Source organism: Desulfatibacillum aliphaticivorans DSM 15576 (genome assembly GCF_000429905.1).
GTDB classification, from domain to species: domain Bacteria; phylum Desulfobacterota; class Desulfobacteria; order Desulfobacterales; family Desulfatibacillaceae; genus Desulfatibacillum; species Desulfatibacillum aliphaticivorans.
Map to the genome: position 1 here is coordinate 106,594 of NZ_KE386983.1, position 22,127 is coordinate 128,720.

Annotated in this window: 15 protein-coding genes and 1 tRNA gene; 3 read left to right on the forward strand and 13 right to left on the reverse strand. The window is 55.4% G+C overall.

Annotated features, from left to right (window positions below):
• The 3 genes from G491_RS36215 to G491_RS0128135 form a co-directional block, all read left to right on the forward strand.
• Positions 1–1,215: hypothetical protein (locus tag G491_RS36215; protein ID WP_211239186.1), on the forward strand; the 1,215-nt coding region annotated here is incomplete at its 5' end.
• A gap of 591 nt (positions 1,216–1,806) precedes the next feature.
• Positions 1,807–4,569 carry an FG-GAP repeat protein gene (locus G491_RS0128130; RefSeq protein ID WP_028316906.1) on the forward strand — a complete coding sequence of 921 codons (2,763 nt, stop codon included), beginning with the start codon at positions 1,807–1,809 and terminating at the stop codon, positions 4,567–4,569.
• A 194-nt stretch (positions 4,570–4,763) separates the two neighbouring features.
• Positions 4,764–5,732: an ABC transporter substrate-binding protein gene (locus G491_RS0128135; RefSeq protein WP_028316907.1), complete on the forward strand. Its 969-nt coding sequence runs from the start codon at positions 4,764–4,766 to the stop codon at positions 5,730–5,732.
• 371 nt (positions 5,733–6,103) lie between these two features.
• Here the strand turns inward: G491_RS0128135 and G491_RS35805 are convergent, their stop codons facing one another.
• The 13 genes from G491_RS35805 to ppdK form a co-directional block, all read right to left on the reverse strand.
• A complete protein-coding gene (locus G491_RS35805; protein WP_157468686.1) occupies positions 6,104–6,394 on the reverse strand; it encodes a hypothetical protein in 291 nt (96 codons plus the stop codon).
• A 212-nt stretch (positions 6,395–6,606) separates the two neighbouring features.
• Positions 6,607–6,807, reverse strand: coding sequence for a hypothetical protein (locus G491_RS35810; protein ID WP_157468688.1), 201 nt, complete (start codon positions 6,805–6,807; stop codon positions 6,607–6,609).
• Between the two features lie 396 nt (positions 6,808–7,203).
• Positions 7,204–8,133: a hypothetical protein gene (locus G491_RS0128150; protein WP_028316910.1), complete on the reverse strand. Its 930-nt coding sequence runs from the start codon at positions 8,131–8,133 to the stop codon at positions 7,204–7,206.
• A 664-nt stretch (positions 8,134–8,797) separates the two neighbouring features.
• A complete protein-coding gene (locus G491_RS0128155; RefSeq protein ID WP_028316911.1) occupies positions 8,798–9,313 on the reverse strand; it encodes a C-GCAxxG-C-C family protein in 516 nt (171 codons plus the stop codon).
• 176 nt (positions 9,314–9,489) lie between these two features.
• Entirely contained in the window at positions 9,490–10,332 is an 843-nt protein-coding gene (locus tag G491_RS0128160) for an enoyl-CoA hydratase/isomerase family protein (protein ID WP_028316912.1), read from the reverse strand.
• A gap of 298 nt (positions 10,333–10,630) precedes the next feature.
• Positions 10,631–10,705, reverse strand: a tRNA-Val gene (locus tag G491_RS0128170).
• A 116-nt stretch (positions 10,706–10,821) separates the two neighbouring features.
• Positions 10,822–11,856, reverse strand: coding sequence for an SMC-Scp complex subunit ScpB (gene scpB, locus G491_RS35175; RefSeq protein WP_084511736.1), 1,035 nt, complete (start codon positions 11,854–11,856; stop codon positions 10,822–10,824).
• Between the two features lie 5 nt (positions 11,857–11,861).
• A complete protein-coding gene (locus G491_RS0128180; RefSeq protein WP_015949930.1) occupies positions 11,862–12,572 on the reverse strand; it encodes a segregation and condensation protein A in 711 nt (236 codons plus the stop codon).
• A 765-nt stretch (positions 12,573–13,337) separates the two neighbouring features.
• On the reverse strand, positions 13,338–14,321 hold the full coding sequence (gene trpS, locus G491_RS0128185) for a tryptophan--tRNA ligase (protein WP_028316913.1): 984 nt from the start codon (positions 14,319–14,321) through the stop codon (positions 13,338–13,340).
• Positions 14,322–14,355: 34 nt separating this feature from the next.
• On the reverse strand, positions 14,356–15,006 hold the full coding sequence (locus tag G491_RS0128190; protein WP_051327579.1) for a site-2 protease family protein: 651 nt from the start codon (positions 15,004–15,006) through the stop codon (positions 14,356–14,358).
• Positions 14,993–17,683 carry a CBS domain-containing protein gene (locus tag G491_RS0128195; RefSeq protein WP_015949927.1) on the reverse strand — a complete coding sequence of 897 codons (2,691 nt, stop codon included), beginning with the start codon at positions 17,681–17,683 and terminating at the stop codon, positions 14,993–14,995. The genes G491_RS0128190 and G491_RS0128195 overlap by 14 nt, the downstream gene beginning before the upstream one ends.
• Positions 17,684–17,753: 70 nt before the next feature.
• Entirely contained in the window at positions 17,754–18,881 is a 1,128-nt protein-coding gene (locus tag G491_RS0128200) for a cysteine desulfurase family protein (RefSeq protein WP_015949926.1), read from the reverse strand.
• Positions 18,882–18,890: 9 nt separating this feature from the next.
• Positions 18,891–21,608 (reverse strand): pyruvate, phosphate dikinase, encoded by a 2,718-nt coding sequence (gene ppdK / locus G491_RS0128205; RefSeq protein WP_028316915.1) that lies wholly within the window; start codon positions 21,606–21,608, stop codon positions 18,891–18,893.
• Between the last annotated feature and the right edge of the window lie 519 nt (positions 21,609–22,127).

Here is a 22,127-nt window from a genome sequence, read left to right on the forward strand (position 1 = left end):
GAGAAGAAGGCTGCGGAAGAAAAGGCCGCCGCCGAAAAGAAAGCCGCCGAGGAAAAGGCCGCCAAGGAAGCCGCTGAGAAGAAGGCTGCGGAAGAGAAGGCTGCTGCAGAAAAGAAAGCTGCCGAGGAAAAAGCCGCCAAGGAAGCTGCTGAAAAGAAGGCTGCGGAAGAAAAAGCCGCCGCCGAAAAGGCTGCTGCGGAGAAGAAGGCCGCCGAGGAAAAGGCCGCCAAGGAAGCCGCTGAAAAGAAGGCTGCCGAGGAAAAGGCCGCCGCCGAAAAGAAAGCTGCGGAAGAAAAAGCCGCCGCGGAAAAGAAAGCTGCCGAGGAAAAGGCTGCCGCCGAAAAGAAAGCTGCCGAGGAAAAAGCCGCCGCCGAAAAGAAAGCCGCTGAAGAAAAGGCCGCCGCTGAAAAGGCTGAGGCTGAAAGAAAGGCTGCGGAAGAAGCCGCTCAGGCCCAGTATCCTCCTTTTGAGGAAGCCGGAGCGGAAACAGTGGCTGCAGGCGCTCTGGGTAAACTTCAGAACAGCGCCTTGGCCGCCTACGGCTCTGTGGTTGAAGGGTTGGATACCGTCAAGCGGGTGGTCAAATCCCAGCCTGACCTGCCGAAATATCCCGAAGTCCGCATGAGCCTGGTTATTCTTGCTGTGCTCATGGCCTTTGTGGTGTTCGCCTCTTTCCTGAACGCCGGCCATTACCAATTTGAGCAAAAAGCCCGCGGCGTCATCCTCATGAAAGGCCGCTTCGCCCCTGCCGGCATGAAAGCTCTGGTCTTTATGCCCGGAATGGTGATGCCTGCTGACGCCAAGGAAGATTACAAAGCTGCGGAAGCGGCCGCCATTACCAGGGATTTTTTCCTGAACAGCTATGAAGCAAGCATGGCGGCTCCCGAGCCGGACGCCGCAGCCGCCAGGGCTGCCTTGGTCGCAGCGCTGCCTTTCTCCTTCACCACGGAAAATCGCAAAATGATTTGGGGCCTGATCAACGCCCTGGATTACAATGTTCTGATGGCCGAAGCCGAAGCCGCTATTAATGACGAGGTGGCCGGGCAATTGAAGATTGCTGAGGAAAAACTGCAAAAGGCCGCCGCCTTGGCCGCTACGGAAGAAGAAGCGGCGGACGCTGAGGCCCTGCTGGAGCGCGTCGAAGCCATGCAGGAGGCTATGGTCGCACCGGAAGCCTCGGTGGCGCCGGAAGCCATGGTGGCGCCGGAAGCATAAAAGGCGGGGTGTTCGTCAGCCCCTGCACATTATACAATTCAAAACCCGGGCTTAACGGCCCGGGTTTTTTTTATCCCATGGCCGTCCTGCTTGATGCTCCCCTATGGACGCTTTTCAAGGGTGGCCCTGGCAAGGCCGTTTTTTGCCAGGGCGCGGAGCGCAGTAGGCGCGACCGGGCAAGATGTTCGAAATTTGGGAAGGCCGGCGGGCGCAGAAAGACGGTTGAATCGGTGTCTTTTTTCGGGGCGAGGTCATAGATTATACTTGTTTGGTTTCAGGTGGTTATCTATGCATTCCCACGCACAGTATGGGGACGAGATTTTCGTTTTAAGTGTGGTTCTGGTTTGATTCAACGAATGGGCTTTTCCGCCTGAAGGGTTAGACGCTAGGTCGCGCTGCGACACTGGCGCGATAATGTCGCGGCAGATGGGGCGGCTCCCCTTAGTTGTTGCATCCTTGCCAGTTTATTCTCCGTATGGTATATAAAAAGTGTATGTTAAAGCTCTTAAAATACTGTAGGCCTTGCGGGCTTTGACTTGCGCTTTCCATTTGTTTCCCGCCAAAAATTATCTGACCGGAGGGGGTGCGATAATGATCCTTTGCAAAAAAGGGGTTCTGGCCCTTTTATTCTGCTTGTGTCTGACCGGTTTCGCCGGCGCGGACGCCGTCTATGACAATTTCGGAGAGGGCGACGCCTTTGTCCCGGACGCCGGGCTGGGAATCGGCTATGTTTACGGCCCGTTCGGGTTTACCATGGAGCTCGAAAGGTGCATTCCCATTACCGTGACGGCTACGGGCACCGATCATTACCTGGATTACGCGGCCCTGCCGGTGGTCCGGTACAAGACGATCCAGGACCTGGAGCTAAGCATCCGGGAGGACGCCGGCGGCGTTCCCGGGGATCTGGTGGAGTCCCAGTATTTTCTGGCGGCGGAGTCCGAGGCGGCCGTGTACACGGTTCCTTTCTCCGGGGTTTCCATTTTGGAGGAGGGCAAAACCTATTGGGCGCACCTTTCCTACGTGGACCCGGACAGCCGCTTCAACTGGCTGGAGACGGCCAATGTCATCACCGGAACAGTGGCCTCGCGGATTCAAAAGGATCATAACTGGAGCACGGATGTGCAGGAATATGCCGCGCTGCGCCTGACAACCACTCCGCTGGACCCGGTGGGGGACGCTCTCAAGGATTTGTCCGAGGGCGGCGACCTCCATGTGTTCGGCCGGGAGTATCAGGACAAGATGTCGGCCGAGGAGGGCGTTTTCACCGGAGACGTGAACGGCGACAACGTTCCCGACCTGATTCTAACCTCCTGCAACGGGGCGGGTCCGGACAACCTGCGTGAGGGCGCGGGCGAGGTCTATGTATATTTCGGTTCCACCGGCCTGGAGGGAATCCGGGACATCCTGGGCGAAGAAGGCCCTGAGCCGGACCTGACCATTTTCGGCGCTTCCGAGGACGACGCCCTTGGCACGGGCCGGGCCGTGGCTGTGGGGGATGTAAACGGAGACCATATTCAGGACTTGGTTTTGGGCGCCTGGCAGGCCGACGGACCTTTGGGAAACCGATGCAGCGGAGGCGAGGTCTACGTCATTTTCGGGTCCAACGCGCTCACCGGAACCCTGGAACTGAATGACGGCGGCGCGGACCTGATCGTCTACGGCGCGGACTGCGGCGACAACCTGGGACGGGACGGCGCCATCCGTCTCGGGGACTTGAACAACGACCAGATCGCCGACCTGATCCTGGCAGCCCCCGGCGCTGACGGCCCCACAGACGCCCGGGACGACTGCGGCGAGATTTATTTCATCCAGGGCGGCGCGGCGCTTTCAGGCACGCTGGACCTGGCCCAAGGCCAATGGGACGGAATTGTCTACGGCGCTTCCATGGACGATGAGTTGGGCGCGGACGGAAGCCTTGTTTTGGGGGATTGGAACGGAGACGGGACTTTGGACCTGGCGGCAGGCTCGCCTTATGCGGATGGTCCTTCCGACTCTCGAAACGGCTGCGGGGAGGCCTATGTCCTGGCTGGCGCGGATCAGGCTTTTCCCTCCTTGGATTTAAAATTCACGGCGCCGACCCTGCGGGTGTACGGCGGGAACTCGGGTGACGCTTTGACCCGGTATCAGGCCGTTGCTTCGGGCGATGTGAACGGGGACGGCGTGGACGACCTTGTCTTGGGCGCGCCCTATGCGGACGGATCGTACAATAACCGCTCCAATTGCGGCGAGGTGCACGTGATCTACGGCGCGGACGGCCTTTCCGGAGACCGCGACCTGGATCTGGACGAGTCGGACGTTGCGATCCTGGGCGCGGACAGCGGCGATTATCTGGGCAAGTATCAGGGCCTGTCCGTGGGCGGCCTCAACGGCGACGGCCTGGACGATATTGCCATGGCCTCGACCTACGCCAGCGGCCCTTATAATTCCCGCCGGTCCTGCGGCGAGGCGGCCGTTGTGTTCGGCTCAACTTCGCTTCCGGCCCTGGTGGATCTGGACGCGGATGAGCAGGATTTGCTGGTTTACGGCGCCACCTCCGGAGACCGGCTGTGCAATGACGGCGGCCTTTTTACGGAGGACCTGAACGGCGACGGGATCAGGGATCTTGTCCTGGCCTCCGCCCTGGCCGACGGCCCCGGAGAAAGCCGCAGCAACTGCGGTGAAGCCTACATCATCCATGGCGGGGCCGCTCTTTCCGGAACCCTGGACATCTTCACGGGCGGCCAGGACGTGCTCATCTACGGTCCGGGATACAACGATCGCATGACTGACGGCGGCGCCCTGACAGCGGGCGATTTCAACGCCAACGGAGTTCCCGACGTCGTATTGGGCGCCTTTCGCGCAGACGGCCTCTATGATTCCCGCACCTGCTCGGGCGAGGTCTTCGGGCTTTCCGACGGCAGGCCCCCCGCCTCAGCCGTAACAAGGCAGACTGATCACGCAGGCGACCCCCTACCCGAGGATTACGGAACGGCAAGAGTCTTTATTGACTATGAAACCGGCGACGGGGCCAGCCTGACCCAGGCGACCCTCATTCGCAGCAAAAATAACGTGGACCTGGGAGAGGAAACAAAGACGGCCAACGTGCAATGGCTTATTGAAACGGATCGCGAGAATTTCTCCTCAACCCTGATTTTCCACTATCTGGACGCGGAGGTTCAGGGCCTGGACGAAAGCAAGCTCCAGGTGTTCGCCGCTCCGGAGCAGGGCGGGGAGTACTCCCCCCTGGAATCGGTTTTGGATCAGGAGAAAAATTTGTTGACCGTGCAGGGCGTGACTGAGTTCGGAGCCTTCGCCATCGCCGAGGGCGAGCCCGCCCCCGACGATGAGGAATGCTTTATCAAGGCCTTGCGTTAAGCAAAAAGACGGCTTGCGTTTTGGCAGCCCAGGCTGCGGGTTTGTAAGGAGGCTATGGCCTGTGGTACAATTTTCAAATCGTTTGGCAAATCAGGATGATTGAAACTTGCCGTTGCTTCTGGCTGCGTGCTGATGAACAGCGGCGCCGCAGCCGGTATGCAGCCCAAAGGCCGTTAAAAGAAAAGGAGACATCCATGAAAATGAAAGGCGTTTGCGTCCTCTGTGCATTGGTGATTTTTTTGGGAATCGGGTTCAGCGCTGCAGCCGAGGAAGGCGATCCCATAAGCGTGGTGGTCGTCAATTCCTATAATTGGGGCTATCCATGGAGCGACGGGATCGTCCAGGGGATTGAGGACGTTATGATCGGGTACAATATCGCCCTGACCCATCTTCAAATGGACACCAAACGCAACACCAGCGAGGAGTTTAAGAAAGAGGCTGCCAAAAAGGTGCAGGCGTGGATCCAGGCGAATAAGCCGGAACTGATCATCGCCGTGGATGACAACGCCTCCAAATACCTTATCGCTCCCTATTATAAAAATTCGTACCCCCCGGTGGTTTTTTGCGGCGTTAACTGGGACGCTTCGGAATACGGATTTCCCTGCCGAAACGTCACGGGCATGGTGGAAATCACGCCTGTTTCCAAAATTCTCGCCCAGCTAAAGCCCCATGCCAAAGGGTCGACCATCGGCTTTCTGGGGCCGGACACCCTTACGTCTCGCAAGGAGGCGGAAAACATCGAAAAACATTTGAACCTGAAACTGGTTAAATATTTCTCCAAAGACGCTTCGGACTGGAAAAAAGGCTTCGCCCAACTGCAGGATAAAGCGGACATGCTGTTGCTGGACAGCGACGGCGGCTTGTACGCAGACCAGGCCGGGGCGTTGCAATCCTTTGCCCTGGCCAACACGAAAATACCTGCAGGAACCGCCTTTGACTTCATGGCCCCGTACGCCCTCATCGCCTATTGCAAGTCTCCCGAGGAGCAGGGAAGATGGGCCGCCCAAACCGCGGTGAAAATACTTAAGGGAGCCTCTCCAAGCAGCATTCCCATCGCCCAAAATCAAGAGGCGGATTTGATCATCAACATGCCCATTGCCAAGAAATTGGGCGTCACGTTCCCCTATGACCTGCTGAGTACTGCGGAGAAGGTTATCGAATAGGATAGGCGAGAGAGAAGCAGGGGGACGAAACCGATTGCCTGTAGTTGCGCCCCCCTGTGGGCGCCTGTTTTTTGGGGCGCCCCAGGCAAGGCGGTTTTTTTGCCTGGGCGCAAAGCGCAGTAGGTGCGACCGGGAAAGATGTTAGAGATCTGGGAAGGTCGGCGGGCGAGTTAGGGTGATTAAGTTTGAGTTTTTGGGTTTTTAAATCCGTACTTAATAGATGAATTTGATTTGTTTTCAAGTTCTTATGTATGCATTCCCACGCAAAGCATGGGAACGAGATAAATGAGTGCAGGGAGATGCTTTCAAAATTTCTTTCATGGCCCGCCTCCTGGACCATTTATAAGGAGTCACAAGGCCGTTTGTGAGCTTTAACATGCCCGCCTCTTGGCCTCGTCAATACGGTCGATGAGAGCAAGGATTTCAGGGTTTTGCCTTTTAAACAGGGACATCTTTCTGACAGGGCAAAAACTCAAATCGTTTCCCAACTCGGTTTCATGGCGGATCGATATGGTGACTTTGGGCGGACTGCCGAAGGATTGATAATTCACGTTTTTGATGTCGTTAAAGCTGACCATGACGGTTTTGCCCCGGTTCTTGAAGATAAGCGTCTCTCCCTCCTCGTACACTTCATCCAGGAGGTCGAACACTAACTTCTTCATGACAAAAAATCCAACCGCTCCCACGAAAGCAGACCAGATAATGAACATCAGGTTTTCCGCTCCTTTAAGATTAGAGCCTGGAATGAAACCGGAGAGCATAAAAAAAGCGAGAAAAGCAACCCATATTGCCGGAAACACCCTCTTATAAAAAAACGGGCTGGAAGATATTTTTGTCATGAGCCGCCTTTCTTGTGCTTGTCTTGAAAAGTCTTTTACTCCTTAAAGGACTCCGAATTCTCATCCGCCTCTTCCTGGTTTTCATCGCTCAGCCTTTGGTGGGCCGCCGCCAGGGTGGAGTCCAATCCCTTGGCCAATCCCAAGAGATTGCGCAGCCCCTCCCTGGACCAGCCAGAGATAAAGAGGATGCCTATGAAGATCTGAACCAGATTGAAAAAAGAGGGCCAGAGAGACATTTGCCGGGTTGATTCCATATAGAAGTCTTCGGTCATTTTCAGAAGTGCAAAGTAGGTTGATAGACTTGCAAAGAGATGGGAAAGTCCCTGAACCGCCAAGACAAAACCGGTTAGACTCCAGATCAATACCAATGGGGCCGAGGAATCTTTGCTTTTTTCGTTTGCTATTGTTGGAAAGAGCAATCTAACAAATAAATTGGTTTTTATTAATGCAAACAGGCTTATCAGAAATAATGCTGAGTTGCTTGCCATCATTAAAACATAGTGAGCATCCTTTGCTACGTCTGGATAAAGTCATCCCGCTAAATGAGGCAACTTTACGGTAAAATAATAGAGTGCAATTAATTTGATGCTCACTTCAGCCACTTCTTGCTGTTCCACGTCATGGCTCCTTTTCTATATTATTCGTCCATCATCTTGAAAAAGATCCGCCTCTTTCATGTTGCCGCCTTGCGAGGCCTCCGTACTATTTTTAAGGAGACTTTGCGATAACCCCACGTTAATATTGGTAAAGCATTTTAGTAATAAATCTGTACGCAATGCGCAGAAAATGCCAGTCAATCCAATGGCTGCGAATTTTGCCGCCGCCTCGATTTGGTCTGCAAAAACTTGCGTCTCATTAATCGGGCCAAGGAATTGATTATTGAAAAAAATACCGAACAGCGCTTCCACGAATCCAATGGCAATTAAAAAGCAGCTCATCGCCGCAAAAATTTCTTTAAACAGCTGGGGTGAAACTTGGCCTATTTGTATAGGGGCGGCTAAGGGATCAAGGCGCAATACAATACGGGCGCATGCTCTCGGAAAGATTATGAGAATAAAAGGAAACAGCATAGAGATCGTGAACGCGGCAACAACTTCGCTGCCAAAATCATAGAGATTAGGCCCTAATACCCAGGGTCCAACAAAAATGATTAACTCTAACATTCTTGGGATTAAGAGAAATAGGCCGATGGCTCTCAATATAACCCATGCCGCCTGGTAAGCATTCACTGATTCATTATCGGAGATAGAGCAGCGTTCGCTTGTCCTTTTGGACTCCAGGGCGTTTTGGATGGAAGGGCTTGCGACAACCTTATTAGCCCAAACGGCCTTGGCCGCACCCCTGAATTCTTCCTTTTTCTCCTTAAACCGGTTGCGATGCTTGTCGATTCTTTCGGCGGCGTCCAGGGCCTCCCGGGCGTCGGGATCGATCCCCCGGGAGATGAGTTCCTCCCTGGCGGCCTCCAAAGCCTCGGGCAGGAACAAGGCTTTGTCCAGCACAGCGATGACGATGAGGTCGTCGTCGGCTTTGCCTTTGTAGATGCTTTTGTAGTCGGTTTTCATAACTTGGCCTTATCCATCAGGGAAAGGACGTATTTAGGCTGCTAATATTGCACAACTGTTGCATTTGAAACTGTAGAATCCGACAATAGATGCCTTTGCCCAAAAAGGCAAGGAAAGATGCACCTAAAAAAAAGGAAAGAGGGGAGGGCGATGGGATCGCTTGAACCATGGGGTTTATGAGGCAATGCAGCCGCAGGGCTTGCCCTGCCTTTGTTGGGGCGATTCATCATCGGAGATGAGTGATTGCCGGTCGGGCCGCCCATGCGGGGCCAGCAAAATGCAATCAAACGGATTCATGAAGCGTTGCTGGCGCACAGCTTGCTGTGCATTCTTTTGGGTGGCCCAGGCAAGGTCGTTTTTTGCCTGGGCGCGAAGCGCAGTAGGTGCGACCTGAAAAGACTATGGAAATCAGGGATGTCCGGCGGGCGGTAACTTATCTTGAAATCATGGTTTTGGGAATTTAGAATCCAGATGCTATAAGTGGATTTGATTTGTTTTCAAATGCTTATGTATGCATTCCCACGCGCAGCATGGGAACGAGAACATTCAACCTTTGCGGTTTGTAAGGCAATGTAGCTTCAGGGCTTGCCCTGCGTTTATTCGTGCGCCTCTTGTCTGATTCCCCGGCTTTAATTCATGGTCCGCGGGGACTAATTCGGAGCAGCTATGTTCTTGCCGCCTTTTCCTGGGCGTCCAGGATGATTTCCACGGCCATTTGGGCGACCTCTCCGGCCAGGGTGGAGCAGCGCTCCAGCATGCCTGCCTCCATTCCGGCCTTCATGTCCTCGGGGTCGTAGAGGTTAAAGAACCGGCCGAAAAACGAGGTTTGAAGGTCGTGGCAACGGCAGGTTCCGTATTTTTCCGTGAATCGGGCATGGAGCTTTTTGGCGAGGATGTTTGCGGGAACCAGCTTGGTGATGTCGTCGAAGTTTTCCTTGTCCCGGCCGAAAAAATATCCGATGGCCAAAACCCCGCCGGAAAGGGCGCCGCAATGGCCGTCGCCGGTGAGTCCCACGCCGTCGGCCAGGCCTGTGGCGGCCTTGAATATCGCCGTATCCTCCACGCCCAGGGCGTCAAAGATTCCGGCCAGGGAGCACTGGGAGCACCCGCCGCTTTTCTTTTCGTAGCTTTTAGCCAGGGAAAAGGCTTTATCCGCAACTTCCTGCTTGTTCATGGTCATGGATTGGCTCCTGCTCTTGTTTCGGGAAGATTATTTGCAATGATTATTTTATCCGATTGATCTGGAATTCAATAGTAGCACGTATTTATACATTCGGCAAACTATTAAAGGGCGTCCATAGCCGTTCCCGCGACCGCATCATAAAAAAAATCCCCCCGGCAAAAGATTGGCCCGCCTTACTTGCCCCGGTAAACCGGCGGACGCCTTTCTATCCTGGACATCACCCCTTCCATGAAATCTTCCGTGCTCCATAACTTGTTCAACCCTTCGTTTTCAAGGTCCAGGGCCTGGGCGACCTCATGGGCATGGGGCTTGTGAAGGATGCGCTTCATTTCCTGGATGGCCAGGCCTGCGCCGCCGGGAGGCGTCAGTTTTCTGGCCTGCTCCCTGGCGTAATCCAGGAGTTCGTCATGGGGCAGCACTGCATTGGCCAGACCCAGTTCAAGGCAGTCGGCGGCGGTCAATTTTTTGGAAAAATAAAGGATTTCCTTGGCTTTTTGAAAACCCAGCAGCCGAGGCAGAAAATAGGTGGACGCCAGTTCGGGAACCAGTCCCAGTTTTGAAAAAGGCATCTGCACCCAGGCGTGTTCGGACATGTAGACCAGATCGCAGCCGGCCAGGGTCATGGTAAAGGCGCCGCCCATGGCCAGGCCGTTGACGGCCGCAATAATGGGCTTGCAGCAGTTGAACATTTTCATCGTAAAGCGTTTTTGGGCGATGTCCGTCAGGTCGATTTGCTGCAGAATTTCATCGGGCAGCCCTTCCAGGACGTCGGTGGAAAAGTACCCGCCGCTGCTATACGCCTCTTTAGCCGGATCATTGGAGTCCGGGTTCCTGGCGCCGGTGATGATCATCACGCCGGCCTCGGGGGCCTTTTCAAAATGCTCCATGGCCCAGTAAAGCTCCAGAAAGGAATAGGCGCTCAAGGCGTTTTTTCTTTTGGGGGTGTTTAAGGTCAGGGTGACGACGCCGTCATCGCCTTTGTCATAAAGGATGTCCTTGAAATCTTCCGTTTGCATAGCACAGCTCCGATTCCGACTTAAAAAAGTCCGCCTATGGGTGGTTTGCTCCTTAAATGCTGGAAGCGCGTCCTTCGGCGTCCGGCAAAGCCGGAAAACTGATATTCAGGCCTCAGCCATGGTTTCAGGGCGCAACATTCGGGCGCAACACTCTACGGTATTTGGGGGGATGCCCATTATCTTGATCGTTTTTTTCGCAAAAGACAAGCCCAATATGAAAACAGGCAATTCTTTCGCGGAAAAAAGGGACCAAATAAAAAAAGGCCGGTCCGAATGGGACCAGCCTTTTATAATCTTGTGGTGGGCGATACTGGGATTGAACCAGTGACTTCTACCGTGTGAAGGTAGCACTCTCCCGCTGAGTTAATCGCCCTGCGTCTGGTGCTCTGTATAATGGCATATGGTCAGGTCCGTCAAGTCTTTTTTCAGGTTTTGCTGCATTTGATGCAGGAAAACCGAGCCTCTTTACAAAGGGTCTCGCTTGCGGGCCTAATCCTCTTCATCCTCCGGGAGATCGTCCCCGTCCCAGGAGTCTTCCTCCCCGGAATAATCCTCCTCGGAATCGTCAAAATCCTCGGCGAAATCCCGGTCGTCGTAATCGTCTTCCGAAAAATCGTCCATGGGATCTTCGTCGTCCGGTTCGGAGGAAAAATCATCCTCTTCGTCCGGGCTGAGTTCGGGCTCATCCCAGGTTTCCTCTAACTGATCCCAATCCTCCTCCTGGTCGTCCTCGCCATCATGATTCGAGTCCCCGGAAAAATCCATGCCTTCGGGATACCGGTCTTCGTCCAGGGCGTAATCCCGGGAGGCTTGGTCTTGGTCTTGCTCCTGATCCTCCTGATCCGGCTCTGCAAATTCCACGAGCTCTCCGGCGCCCAGGTTGGGCGGCTCCAGCGGGGTGAGGTTGCGGCGATTCTGGAATTCCGCGAATCCCGCAGCATCGGGCAGGGCCGGGGAGAGATCGTCGGGATCATAGTCGTCTTCGTCTTTTTGTTTTTTGGACAGGCCCAGTTCCTCCAACTCCTTAAGCGTGGGCAGTTCGGTCAAATCCTTCAGATCGAAGACTTCCAGGAATTTTTTGGTGGTGGAGTAGATCATGGGCCTGCCGGGCTTGTCCGTATCCCGGCCGAGCACGCGGATCAACTGCTTTTCCATAAGCATTTTTAAAACGCCGCCCGAATCCACGCCGCGGATGTATTCGATGTCGCTCCGCAAAACCGGCTGGCGATAGGCGATGATGGCCAGGGTTTCCAGGGCCGGCTTGGACAGGCGCACAGGCTGGCTCTGATGCAGGCGCTTGATCCATTGAGCGTACTCCGGGCGTGTGCGCAACTGGTATCCTCCGGCCACGTGGTGAAGGGCGAAGCCTCCGCCCCGGAGTTCGTATTCCCGGCCCAGAGTTTCCAGGGCGGTCCGTATCATCTTGGAGTCCGCCTCGGGAATGGACTGGCGCAGCCGCTCCATGGAAAGGGGCGTGGACGAGATGAACAAAAGGGATTCTATGATGTATTTTAAGTTATCCATATAGTTTAGGCGTAAAATATACGAATTATCCCGGAATGTAAATGCTGCGCTATCTTGATAATGCTTAATTTGGTCATTTCCAGCAAGGCCAGGAAGGTGACGATCATGTCCATCTTGGTGTAATCTTCGCCAAAGAGCTCCGTAAAGGTGACGGTTTGCTTCTCCTCCAAGATATCGGCGATCTGGTTGATCCGTTCCTTGACGGACACGGTTTCGGCGGTGACGGTGACAAGCTCCTCCTGCCTGACGTTCTCCAGGATTTTGGCGAAGGCGTCAATGAGCTCGAACAGCCCCACCATGATGACCTCGTCCTCCCGGTCGTCGAACTCCATGGGCTCCGGGCTGCGGGCGAAAACCGAATCCCCCAGAAGGTGCCGCGTCCCAATGGACTCGGCCGCTTCCTTGAGCTGAAGATATTCGGCCAGGGGCCTCACGATCTCCATACGGGGGTCTTCGTCGTCGTCTTCATCGTCAAAATGCCGGGGCAGGAGCATGCGGGACTTGATCTGCATCAAGGTGGCGGCCATGAGCAAAAAGTCTCCGGCCAAATCCACGTTCATGGCTTGCATCTGCTCCACGTACTCCAGGTATTGGTCTGCAATGACCGCTATGGGGATGTCGTAGATGTCCACCTCGTTCTTGCGAATCAGGTGGACCAGAAGGTCCATGGGGCCTTCAAAGACATCCAGATGAATGTGATAGCGATCCTCTTGCATGAGCCCTCAGGCCTGTTGAATTGCCAAATGAAATTGAAGCGTCAAGCGAAGCCCCCCTGGTTCTTGCTGGGTTTCGCAGGCTCAACCCAACCTACGTCGCGATTGCCAAGTCGTAGGTTGGGTTAAGAAGTCCGGCTTCGTTGATTCTCACAACCAACAATGCTTTTGGACTGCGAACCCAACATCAATCCGCTTAGGGGGAGGCAATCTCTCTTAAGCGGCCCCTGTATGCATTCCCACGCAAAGCATGGGAACGAGTTTAAACCAAAGGCGACGGCCGGATGGGCCGTGTAGCGGCAGGCCCCCGTGCCTGCCTTGTAGGGGCAGGCTTTCCCTGCCCGTTTTGCGCGGGTGACGCGCAATAACAACGCGAGGAAGCCTCGCAACTACAGCGCAGGGCAACCTTGCAACTACCGGGCGCAGCAAGCAGCGCCCCTACATCCAGGTTGCAACCATCCCCGCCGCCATGTAGGGGCTGGGTTTCCCAGCCCAAACAGCGCGGGTGACGCGCTGTTGCTCTGCATTGACCTCCGGGGACGGATATTAGTCTTATCTCTCGCGGCGGACGATGCTCCCTCCCCCTTGACGGGGGAGGGCCGGGGAGGGGGTGATAATGCCTCTCCCTCCTATCCGGTTGTTTCCGCCTTGATATTTACTCCCCCCCATCCTGTCCTTCCCCCGCCAGGGGGGAAGGGGCCAAGATTGAAGGGCTTCCATTCGACAGTGTTTGCGGCATTTGGATACACGCCGCTTCGTTGCGTTGGGCTAAATCTTCACCGCGGCCCGCACTTCCTCCATGGTGGCCTTGGCCACTTCACGGGCTTTGTCGCTGCCGGTTTTGATGATGTCCTCGACCTCGTCCCTGTTTTTTTCAAAATGGACGCGCTTTTCGTAAATGGGCTCCAACTGGGCTGTCAGGTTGGCGGCCATGAGCTTTTTGCACTGCACGCATCCGATTTCCGCGGCCCGGCATTCCTTGTTCACCTGTTCCACCATTTCCGGCGGGCTGTAAATCTTGTGAAAGGAATACACGTTACAGATGTCCGGGTCTCCCGGGTCTTTTTTCCGCATCCTCTGGGGGTCGGTGATCATTACCGAAACCTTTTGCGAAACCACGTCCGGGGGATCCGCCAGGTTGATGGCGTTCTGGTAGCTTTTGCTCATTTTCCGGTTATCGCTGCCCAGAAGTTTGGGGGTTTCCGTCAGGATCGCCTTGGGCTCCACAAAGACATCGCCGTACATATAGTTAAAGCGGCGAACGATTTCGCGGGTCAGTTCCACATGGGGCACCTGGTCGATGCCCACGGGCACGCCGTGCGCTTTATACATAATGATGTCCGCAGCCTGGAGCACGGGGTATCCCAAAAATCCGAAGGTGGAGAGATCCTTGTTCTCCATCTGGACAATTTGGTCTTTATACGTGGGGTTTCTTTCCAGCCAGGGCACGGGCGTAATCATGGACAATATCAGGAACAGCTCCGCATGCTCCTTCACCTCGGACTGGACGAAAAAGGTGCTCTTGGCCGGGTCCAGGCCTACGGAAAGCCAGTCTATCATCATTTCGGTCCTAAAGGCGGCGGTGTTGCTGGTGTCTTCGTAATTGGTGGTAAGGGCGTGCCAGTCGGCTATAAAATAAAAGCAGTCGTACTTGTCCTGCATGTCTTTCCAGTTGGCCAGGGCGCCGTGAAGGTGGCCCAGGTGCAGGGGGCCGGTGGGCCGCATACCGCTAAGAATTCTCTGTTTGTTCATGTTGCTTATCCTATGTTGTTACAAGGTTATAAAATCATCCGCCGTAAAGGATCCTGGCCAGGTCTCCCAGGGCGATTTTGCAGATGGGCTGGATAAAGAAATCCATGACCTTCCACAATACGCCCGTGGCCAGAAGGATGAAAAGAATTATTATACCATAAGGTTGCAGTTGTTGATACCGCAGGCTTAAATCCCGGGGCAGGGCCAGGCGCAAAACATGGCTGCCGTCCAAGGGGGGCATGGGAATCATGTTGAACACCGCCAGCACGCTGTTGATGATCACGCTGTACAAAAAAAACAGGGGGATGAATCCCGCCTTGTCCACCCATTGGTTGGCCCAGAGAATTTGGAAGAGAAATCCCAAAACCATTGCCAGACCCAGGTTTACAGCCACGCCGGCCAAGGAGACCAGGATGGCGTCCTGCCTGGTTTTTAGAAATCTTTCATCCACGGGCACAGGCTTGGCCCAGCCGAACAGGAACCCTGCGTTGGTAATCAAAAGGACGGCGGGAAGGATTACCGTCCCCACCAGGTCTATGTGCTTGAGCGGATTTAAGGTCAGCCTGCCGGCCAGTTTGGCGGTGGGGTCTCCCAGGCTGTAGGCCATGCCCGCATGGGCGGCTTCATGAGCGGCCATGGCCAGGGCCAGGGCCGCGACTTGCGCTGCGGCGTTAAGCATTTGCATCGTTAATTAACCTTACGGCCAAAGCCATTTCATCTTCAAAGGTAAAAACCTTCCCGTCCAGCCGAGCGTCCAGGACGGCGTCCAGGACCTTTTTGTATATGGGGCCGGGCTTGATTCCCATTTGCTTGAGGGTCTTGCCGGAAAGCAGGCACGCCACGCCTTTCAACTCCGTCAGAAACCTGGTTAATCTGCGTTTGGCTTTTTTGCTTTTGGCCCGGGCCAGCAGAAAAAGCAGCATTTCCGTGGGCAGGAGCGTCAACATGCGATAGAGTTCGCTGTTGACCATTTTATCCTCCCGCTCCAGCCTGTACAAGCATTGGCGCCCGTACTGGCGGTGCTCATAAAACAGGTCATGGAATTTGGGGGCGATTTCCAGCCTCAAAAGCGCGGCGTCCACCTGATCCTGGTCAAAACCGTGAAACAGGGCCAGGAATTGAACGGCCCATTTCATATAGGAATCGTCCATAAATTGCAAATCATGCCAAGTGAGCACTTCCTTGACCGACTCGAACAAGTCCTGTTTTTCAGGCCCGAAATCCAGGTCCGGGTGGATGAAAGGCAGCAGGTTGTATCCGGCCATGCGATCCACGGCGCCAATGGGGTTTTCGTCTTCCAGGATGAGCTTTAGTTCGGAGAAGAGGCGCCGGCCGGACAGGTGCCGGAAAAAATCCATTTTGACGGCGTTCTTGATCAGATTGGACGTCAGTTTTCCTATGCTGAACCCGTAGCGCTGCTCGAAACGGATGGCCCGGAACACCCGGGTGGGGTCTTCCACAAAGCTCAGGTTGTGCAGCACCCGAATGGCTTTGGCCTTGATGTCCCGCTGGGCGCCGAAATAATCGATGAGCGTTCCAAAGGATTTTTCATTGATCTGGATGGCCATGGTGTTGACGGTGAAATCCCTCCGGTACAGGTCCATTTTCAGAGAGCTTGTCTCCACCACGGGCAGGGACGCGGGCGAGGCGTAATACTCGAACCGGGCCGAGGCCACGTCGATCTTGAATCCGTCCTCCATGATAATCACGGCGGTTCCGAATTCGGAATGGGAGTGCACGCGATATCCGTGAACCTGGGCGAAGCGGCGGGCGAAGGCGATGCCGTCTCCTTCCACCACCACGTCGAAATCCTCGTTTTTGTGGCTCATGACCAGGTCCCGGACGAAGCCGCCCACTAAAAAGGCTTCCAGGCCCATGGCGTCGGCGATTTTTCCCAACTCCCGGACCAGTTCCAGGTATCCCGGGGAAAGCCGGTCCCGCATCATTTTGGAAGCGCTGCGGATATACGCCCTGGAGGAGTCGGAGCGGACGTCGCTTTCTTTTCCGTCATGCTGATGATTGCGGCTTATGAGCAGGTTCAACAGGTCCGTGCGGGTGATCACGCCCACAATATGGCCGTCGTCCATGACAGGGAGGATGCGCTGTTTGTTTTCTATGACCAGCTTTTGGATTGCCTGCAGGTCCGCGTCCTTGGGGACGGTCATGGGGTCCGAGGTCATGTATTCCAGCACCGGCACCTCGGACAGGTTATGGTGCATGGCCTTTTCCACCACCTGCCGGGAGATGAAGCCCCGCAACTGTTTATTGCCCTCTTCGTCCGGAGGATCGGTGATGAGCAGGGCGTTGATGTTGTATTGAGTAAGCAGGGCCGCCGCTTTTTTGATGCTTACGTCCACGGTGGTGGAGATGGCCGGCGTGCTCATGACGTCCCGGGCTTTTTGCCTGGGCTCCACATGCTTGTGCAGCAGGGCCAGCACTTCGGCCTCCAACTGAGCCAGGGTCCGGTCCTTGACCGTGGCTGCGGCCGCAAAGGAATGACCGCCTCCGCCCAGGGCCTTGATCACCTTGCCCACGTTGACTTCGGGCAGCCGGCTTCGGCCCACCACATGGATGCGGTCCCCCATCTGCCCTAAGGCGATGAGGGCGTCCATGTTTTCCATTTTCATGAGTTTGTGGACCAGCACGGCGAAGTCGGCGAAATAATTTTCCAGGGAAATGGTGCTGACCGCCACCTCGATGCCGTGCACCGGGTGGAACACGCTGGATCGGATCAGGTCGTTCAATACGGAAATCTGCTCCGGGCTGTATTCCCTGGCCAGCAGGCTGGACACAATGTTCAGGTTGGCGCCTTGCTCCATAAGATAGGCCGCGGCCAGAAAATCCTCCTTTGTGGTGGAGGAGAAGGTGAACGACCCCGTATCCTCATGGATGCCGAGGCAGAACAAGGTGGCCTCGTCCGCGGTGATGGGAATGTTTTTCTCCCGGAGAATTTCCGTCAGGATAGTGACCGTGGCGCCGGTGGAGCGGCAAATCTCGATGTCCCCCTGCACGTCGCCGTTGGACGAGGGATGATGGTCGTAGACGTGGATCTCCACTCCCGGCTTGCCCACGGCCTTGGCCAGACGGCCGATGCGGGATTTTTTTTTGGTGTCCACCAGAACCAGGGTGGACACGCTGTTGATGTCGATATTGGACATCTGCTCCAGGTTCATCATGTAAACGATGGACTGGATAAAGAAATGGCGCAGGTTGGACTCCTTGGTTCCGGGCAGGACAACCACGGAGTTGGGATACAGCTTTTGGGCCGCCAGCAGGGACGCAAAGGCGTCGTAATCCGCGTTATTATGAGTTGTGATGACCGTGAGATTTTCACGGTTTTTGACTGATTTACGTTTTCCCATGATCCTGATGCAAGGATATCCCAAGGCTTGGGCGAAAACAAGGCCCGCGTTAAGGGATTTTACAATAAAATCATGGCCGGGTCATTTTTTCGTAAGCGTTGGCTATGAGTTTGGCCGCTTTTTCGATTTCCGTTTGATTGGTGTGGATGCCCAGGGAAAGGCGCACCGTGCCCTTGGCCTGCTCCGCGGGCACGCCCATGGCCGCCAGCACATGACTGACTGCCACGGACCTGTCATGGCAGGCCGCTCCCGTAGACGCACGCACCTCGGGGACTGCCGCCAGCAAATCCGCTCCGGTTACTACGGGAAAGGAAACGCTCAGGCAGTTGGGCAGGCGTTGGTCCGGATGGCCGTTCAAAACAAGGCCTTCTATGCGCTCGGACAAAAGCTCGAACAAGAGGGCGGTCAAGCGGGAAAGGCGCTCGGTGACGCGGGTCATGTCGCCTGTGAAAAATTCGCAGGCGGTGCCCAGACCCACAGCCATGGGCACGTTTTCCGTGCCGGCCCGGCGTCCGCTTTCCTGGCCGCCGCCCAGGATCATGGGCTCCAGTTCCACGCCTTCCCGGATATACAAGAGGCCTATGCCTTTGGGGGCGTATACCTTGTGGCCGGCCACAGACAAAAAGTCCACGCCCATGGCGTTGACGTCCACTGGGATTTTGCCCAGAGTCTGGGCTGCGTCCGAGTGTAACAGGGCGCCGGCCTTTTTGGCGATTCTGGAAATTTCGGATATGGGTTGGATCACGCCGGTTTCGTTGTTGGCGTGCATGACCGAAATCAGGAATGTGTCGGGACGCACGGCCTTTTCGATCTCCTCCACGTCGACCACGCCTTGGGAGTCCACTCCCGCAAAGGTGACGTCATATCCCCGCTCCATATAATATAGGCAGGGGTTTAAGACCGAAGGATGTTCGATGGCCGTGGTGATGATATGTCCCTTGCCGGGCCTGGACCCGGCAAGGCTCTTAATCACCCAATTATTGGATTCACTGCCGCCGCTGGTAAAGACGATTTCCTGCGGTTTGGCGCCAAGCGCCTTGGCCGCTTTCTCCCTGGCGTTTTCCACGGAGCGTTTGGCGTCAAGGCCTTCCTGGTAACTGCTGGAAGGATTGCCGAAAGCGGAGCGGAAAAAAGGCTCCATCACCCTGGCTACCCGTTCGTCTACAGCCGTGGTGGCGTTATGATCCAAATATATCATAAAGGCTCCCTATTCCACCGAGTGTCCGTTGGCCAAGGCCGCATGGGCGGCCGCCAAACGTGCAATGGGCACCCGGTAAGGGGAACAACTTACATAGTCGAGTCCAATGGAATCGCAGAACCAGACGGACTTGGGATCGCCGCCGTGCTCGCCGCAGATTCCGATTTTCAGCTTGGGACGCGTGGTGCGGCCGCGTTCCGTGCCGATTTTCATGAGTTCGCCCACGCCGGTCTGATCAACGGATTGGAAAGGATCGTGGGCAAGAATTTTTCTTTCCAGATAATGAGGCAGGAAGGTGCCTGCGTCGTCCCTGGAGTAGCCGAAGGTCATCTGGGTCAGGTCGTTGGTTCCAAAGGAGAAGAACTCGGCCTGCTGGGCGATCTGGTCGGCGATGAGGCAGGCCCTGGGGATTTCGATCATGGTGCCTACCATATATTTAAAGGTAATGCCTTTTTCGTCCATGACTTTGGCGGCCTGCTGGTCGATGATGGCCTTTTGATTTTCAAATTCACCCACAGTCCCCACCAGGGGCACCATGACTTCGGGCTTGACCTTGATGTCTTCGGCCCAGCAGTCGGCGGCCGCTTCAAAGATAGCCCTTGCCTGCATGGCGGTGATTTCAGGAAAGATGGTTCCCAGACGGCAGCCCCGATGTCCCAACATGGGGTTGAACTCGGTCAGGGATTCGGCCTTGGCGGCGATCCTTCTTTCCGTGGTATTTAAGCGAGAGGCCATTTCCTTTTGGGCTTCGTCGTCGTGGGGCAGGAACTCGTGCAGGGGCGGATCAAGCAGGCGGATGGTCACGGGGCGGTTGCCCATGGCCTTGAAGATTCCTGTGAAATCCTGGCGCTGCATGGGCAGGAGCTTCCTGAGCGCCGCCTTGCGGCCTTCGATGTCTTCCGCCATGATCATTTCGCGCATGGCCCAAATACGGTCGCCGAAGAACATGTGCTCGGTGCGGGTCAGGCCAATTCCCTGGGCGCCGAAGGCCACGGCCGCGGCCGCGTCTTCGGGAGTGTCCGCGTTGGTGCGGATCTTCAGGGTCCGGACTTTGTCGGCCCAGGTCATGAGGGTGCGGTATTCCTTGTGGCTCAGGGGATCCACTTCCACCAGGTCCAGCTGGCCTTCATAGATCACGCCCTTGGTGCCGTTCATGGTAATCCAGTCGCCTTCCTTGAGAACCTTGTCCCCAAAGGTTACGGTCTTGGCTTTCATGTCGATTTCCATGGCCGAGCAGCCCACGATGCAGCACTTGCCCCAACCGCGGGCGACCAAAGCCGCGTGGCTGGTCATGCCGCCCTTGGAGGTCAGGATGGCCTGGGCGGGCTTCATGCCGTGCACGTCTTCGGGGGAGGTCTCTTCCCTAACCAGGATGACCCGTCTTCCCTGTTCGCCCAACTCCATGGCCTTGTCCGCCGTCAGGACGATCTTGCCGATGGCGCCGCCGGGGCCGGCCGGAAGGCCTTTGCCCAGCTTTTCAGCGAGTTTTTCCGCTTCCGGGTCCACCATGGGATGGAGCATTTCCTCCACCTGCTCGGGCTTGACCCTCTTGAGTGCGGTGTCTTTGTCGATAAGGCCGGATTTGGCCATGTCCACGGCCATTTTAATGGCCGCCGGGCCGTTGCGCTTGCCCACACGGGTTTGCAACATATATAAAACGTTGTCTTCGATGGTGAATTCCAGGTCCTGCATGTCGCGGTAATGGGTCTCCAGCTTCTCGCGGATGTCCATCAGGTCCTGGTACAGCTTGGGCATGGCTTCTTCCAGGGTGGGAAGATCCTTGTTGGCGTCGGTTTTTGCAAGTTTGTTGATAGCGTAAGGAGTGCGGATGCCCGCCACCACGTCTTCGCCCTGGGCGTTAATCAGCCATTCGCCGTAGAGATTGTTGTCGCCCGTGGCGGGGTTGCGGGTGAAAGCCACGCCGGTGGCGGATTTGTCGCCGGTATTCCCGAACACCATGGCCTGCACGTTGACCGCCGTTCCCCAATCGTCGGGGAGGTTTTCAATACGGCGGTAAGCCAGGGCGCGCTTCCCGTTCCAGGACAGGAAGACGGCCCCGATGGCGCCCCAAAGCTGCTTCATGGGATCGTCCGGGAATTCGGCGCCCAGAACTTCCTTTACCTTTACTTTATAGGCTGCGCAAAGCTTCCTCAGGTCGTCTTCGGAAAGCTCCGTGTCATTCACATATCCGTTTTTCTTTTTAACGGCTTCCAGCATGTGCTCAAGCTGGTTGCGAATGCTGTCGCCGTCTTCCGGCTCAATGCCTTCGGCCTTTTCCATAACCACGTCGGAGTACATGGCGATGAGCCTGCGATAGGCGTCATATACAAAACGGGGATTCTGGGTTTTGGCGATCATCCCCGGAATGGTTTCTTCGGTCAGGCCCACATTCAGGACGGTTTCCATCATGCCGGGCATGGAGGCGCGAGCGCCGGAGCGTACGCTTACGAGCAGGGGATCAACTGGGTCCCCAAATTTCTTTTTGGCCAGCTCTTCAAGCCGGCGGAGGTTCACTTCCACTTCCTTTTCCAAAGACTTGGGGTACTCGCGGTTGCGCTTGTTAAACTCGTTACATAATTCGGTGGTCAAGGTAAAACCAGGCGGCACAGGAAGGCCGAGATTAACCATTTCGGCGATGTTGGCTCCCTTGCCGCCTAAGAGGTTGTTCATGTCGGCGCGCCCTTGCGCCATGCCTCCCCCGAAAAAGTATACGTATTGCTGCTTCATCCCTTAGCTCCTTATTTTTATTTGGCTTTCGTAGCCAGAAATACAGGTTGATCTATGTGGCATATAAGTAGGCTTTTTTCAACCAAAATGGTCTGTGTCAAGCCCTCGACCCGAACATCCTTTTCACGCCCCCATTTCAATCATTGGAAAAGATTTGGACAACCATTTAATTTTTATTAGAAAAAAGTTTCACGACCGTAAATGCCGCCAATCCGGCAAGCCGTCCGGAAAACCTGTAAGCAGGTTCCGCAATTCTGATTTTTCCACGCCCGGGTTAAAAAATCAAAACCGGGGGCCGGTCTAAAGCCGAAACTCATCCCGAAGGATATGGGTAAAAAAATCCCCAAAAAATCCTGAAAAATTCTGAATTGGCCGATTAATTATCCTTTATGCGTATATTCGCCGCATGAGTCAAGCGCTGATCCATTTTTTTTGAAAAACCCCTTGACGCCGTCCTGAAAACAGAGTAATAGATTTATCAAACTTTGATTGTGCAGCCTATTTTTTTCGGCGGGCAAT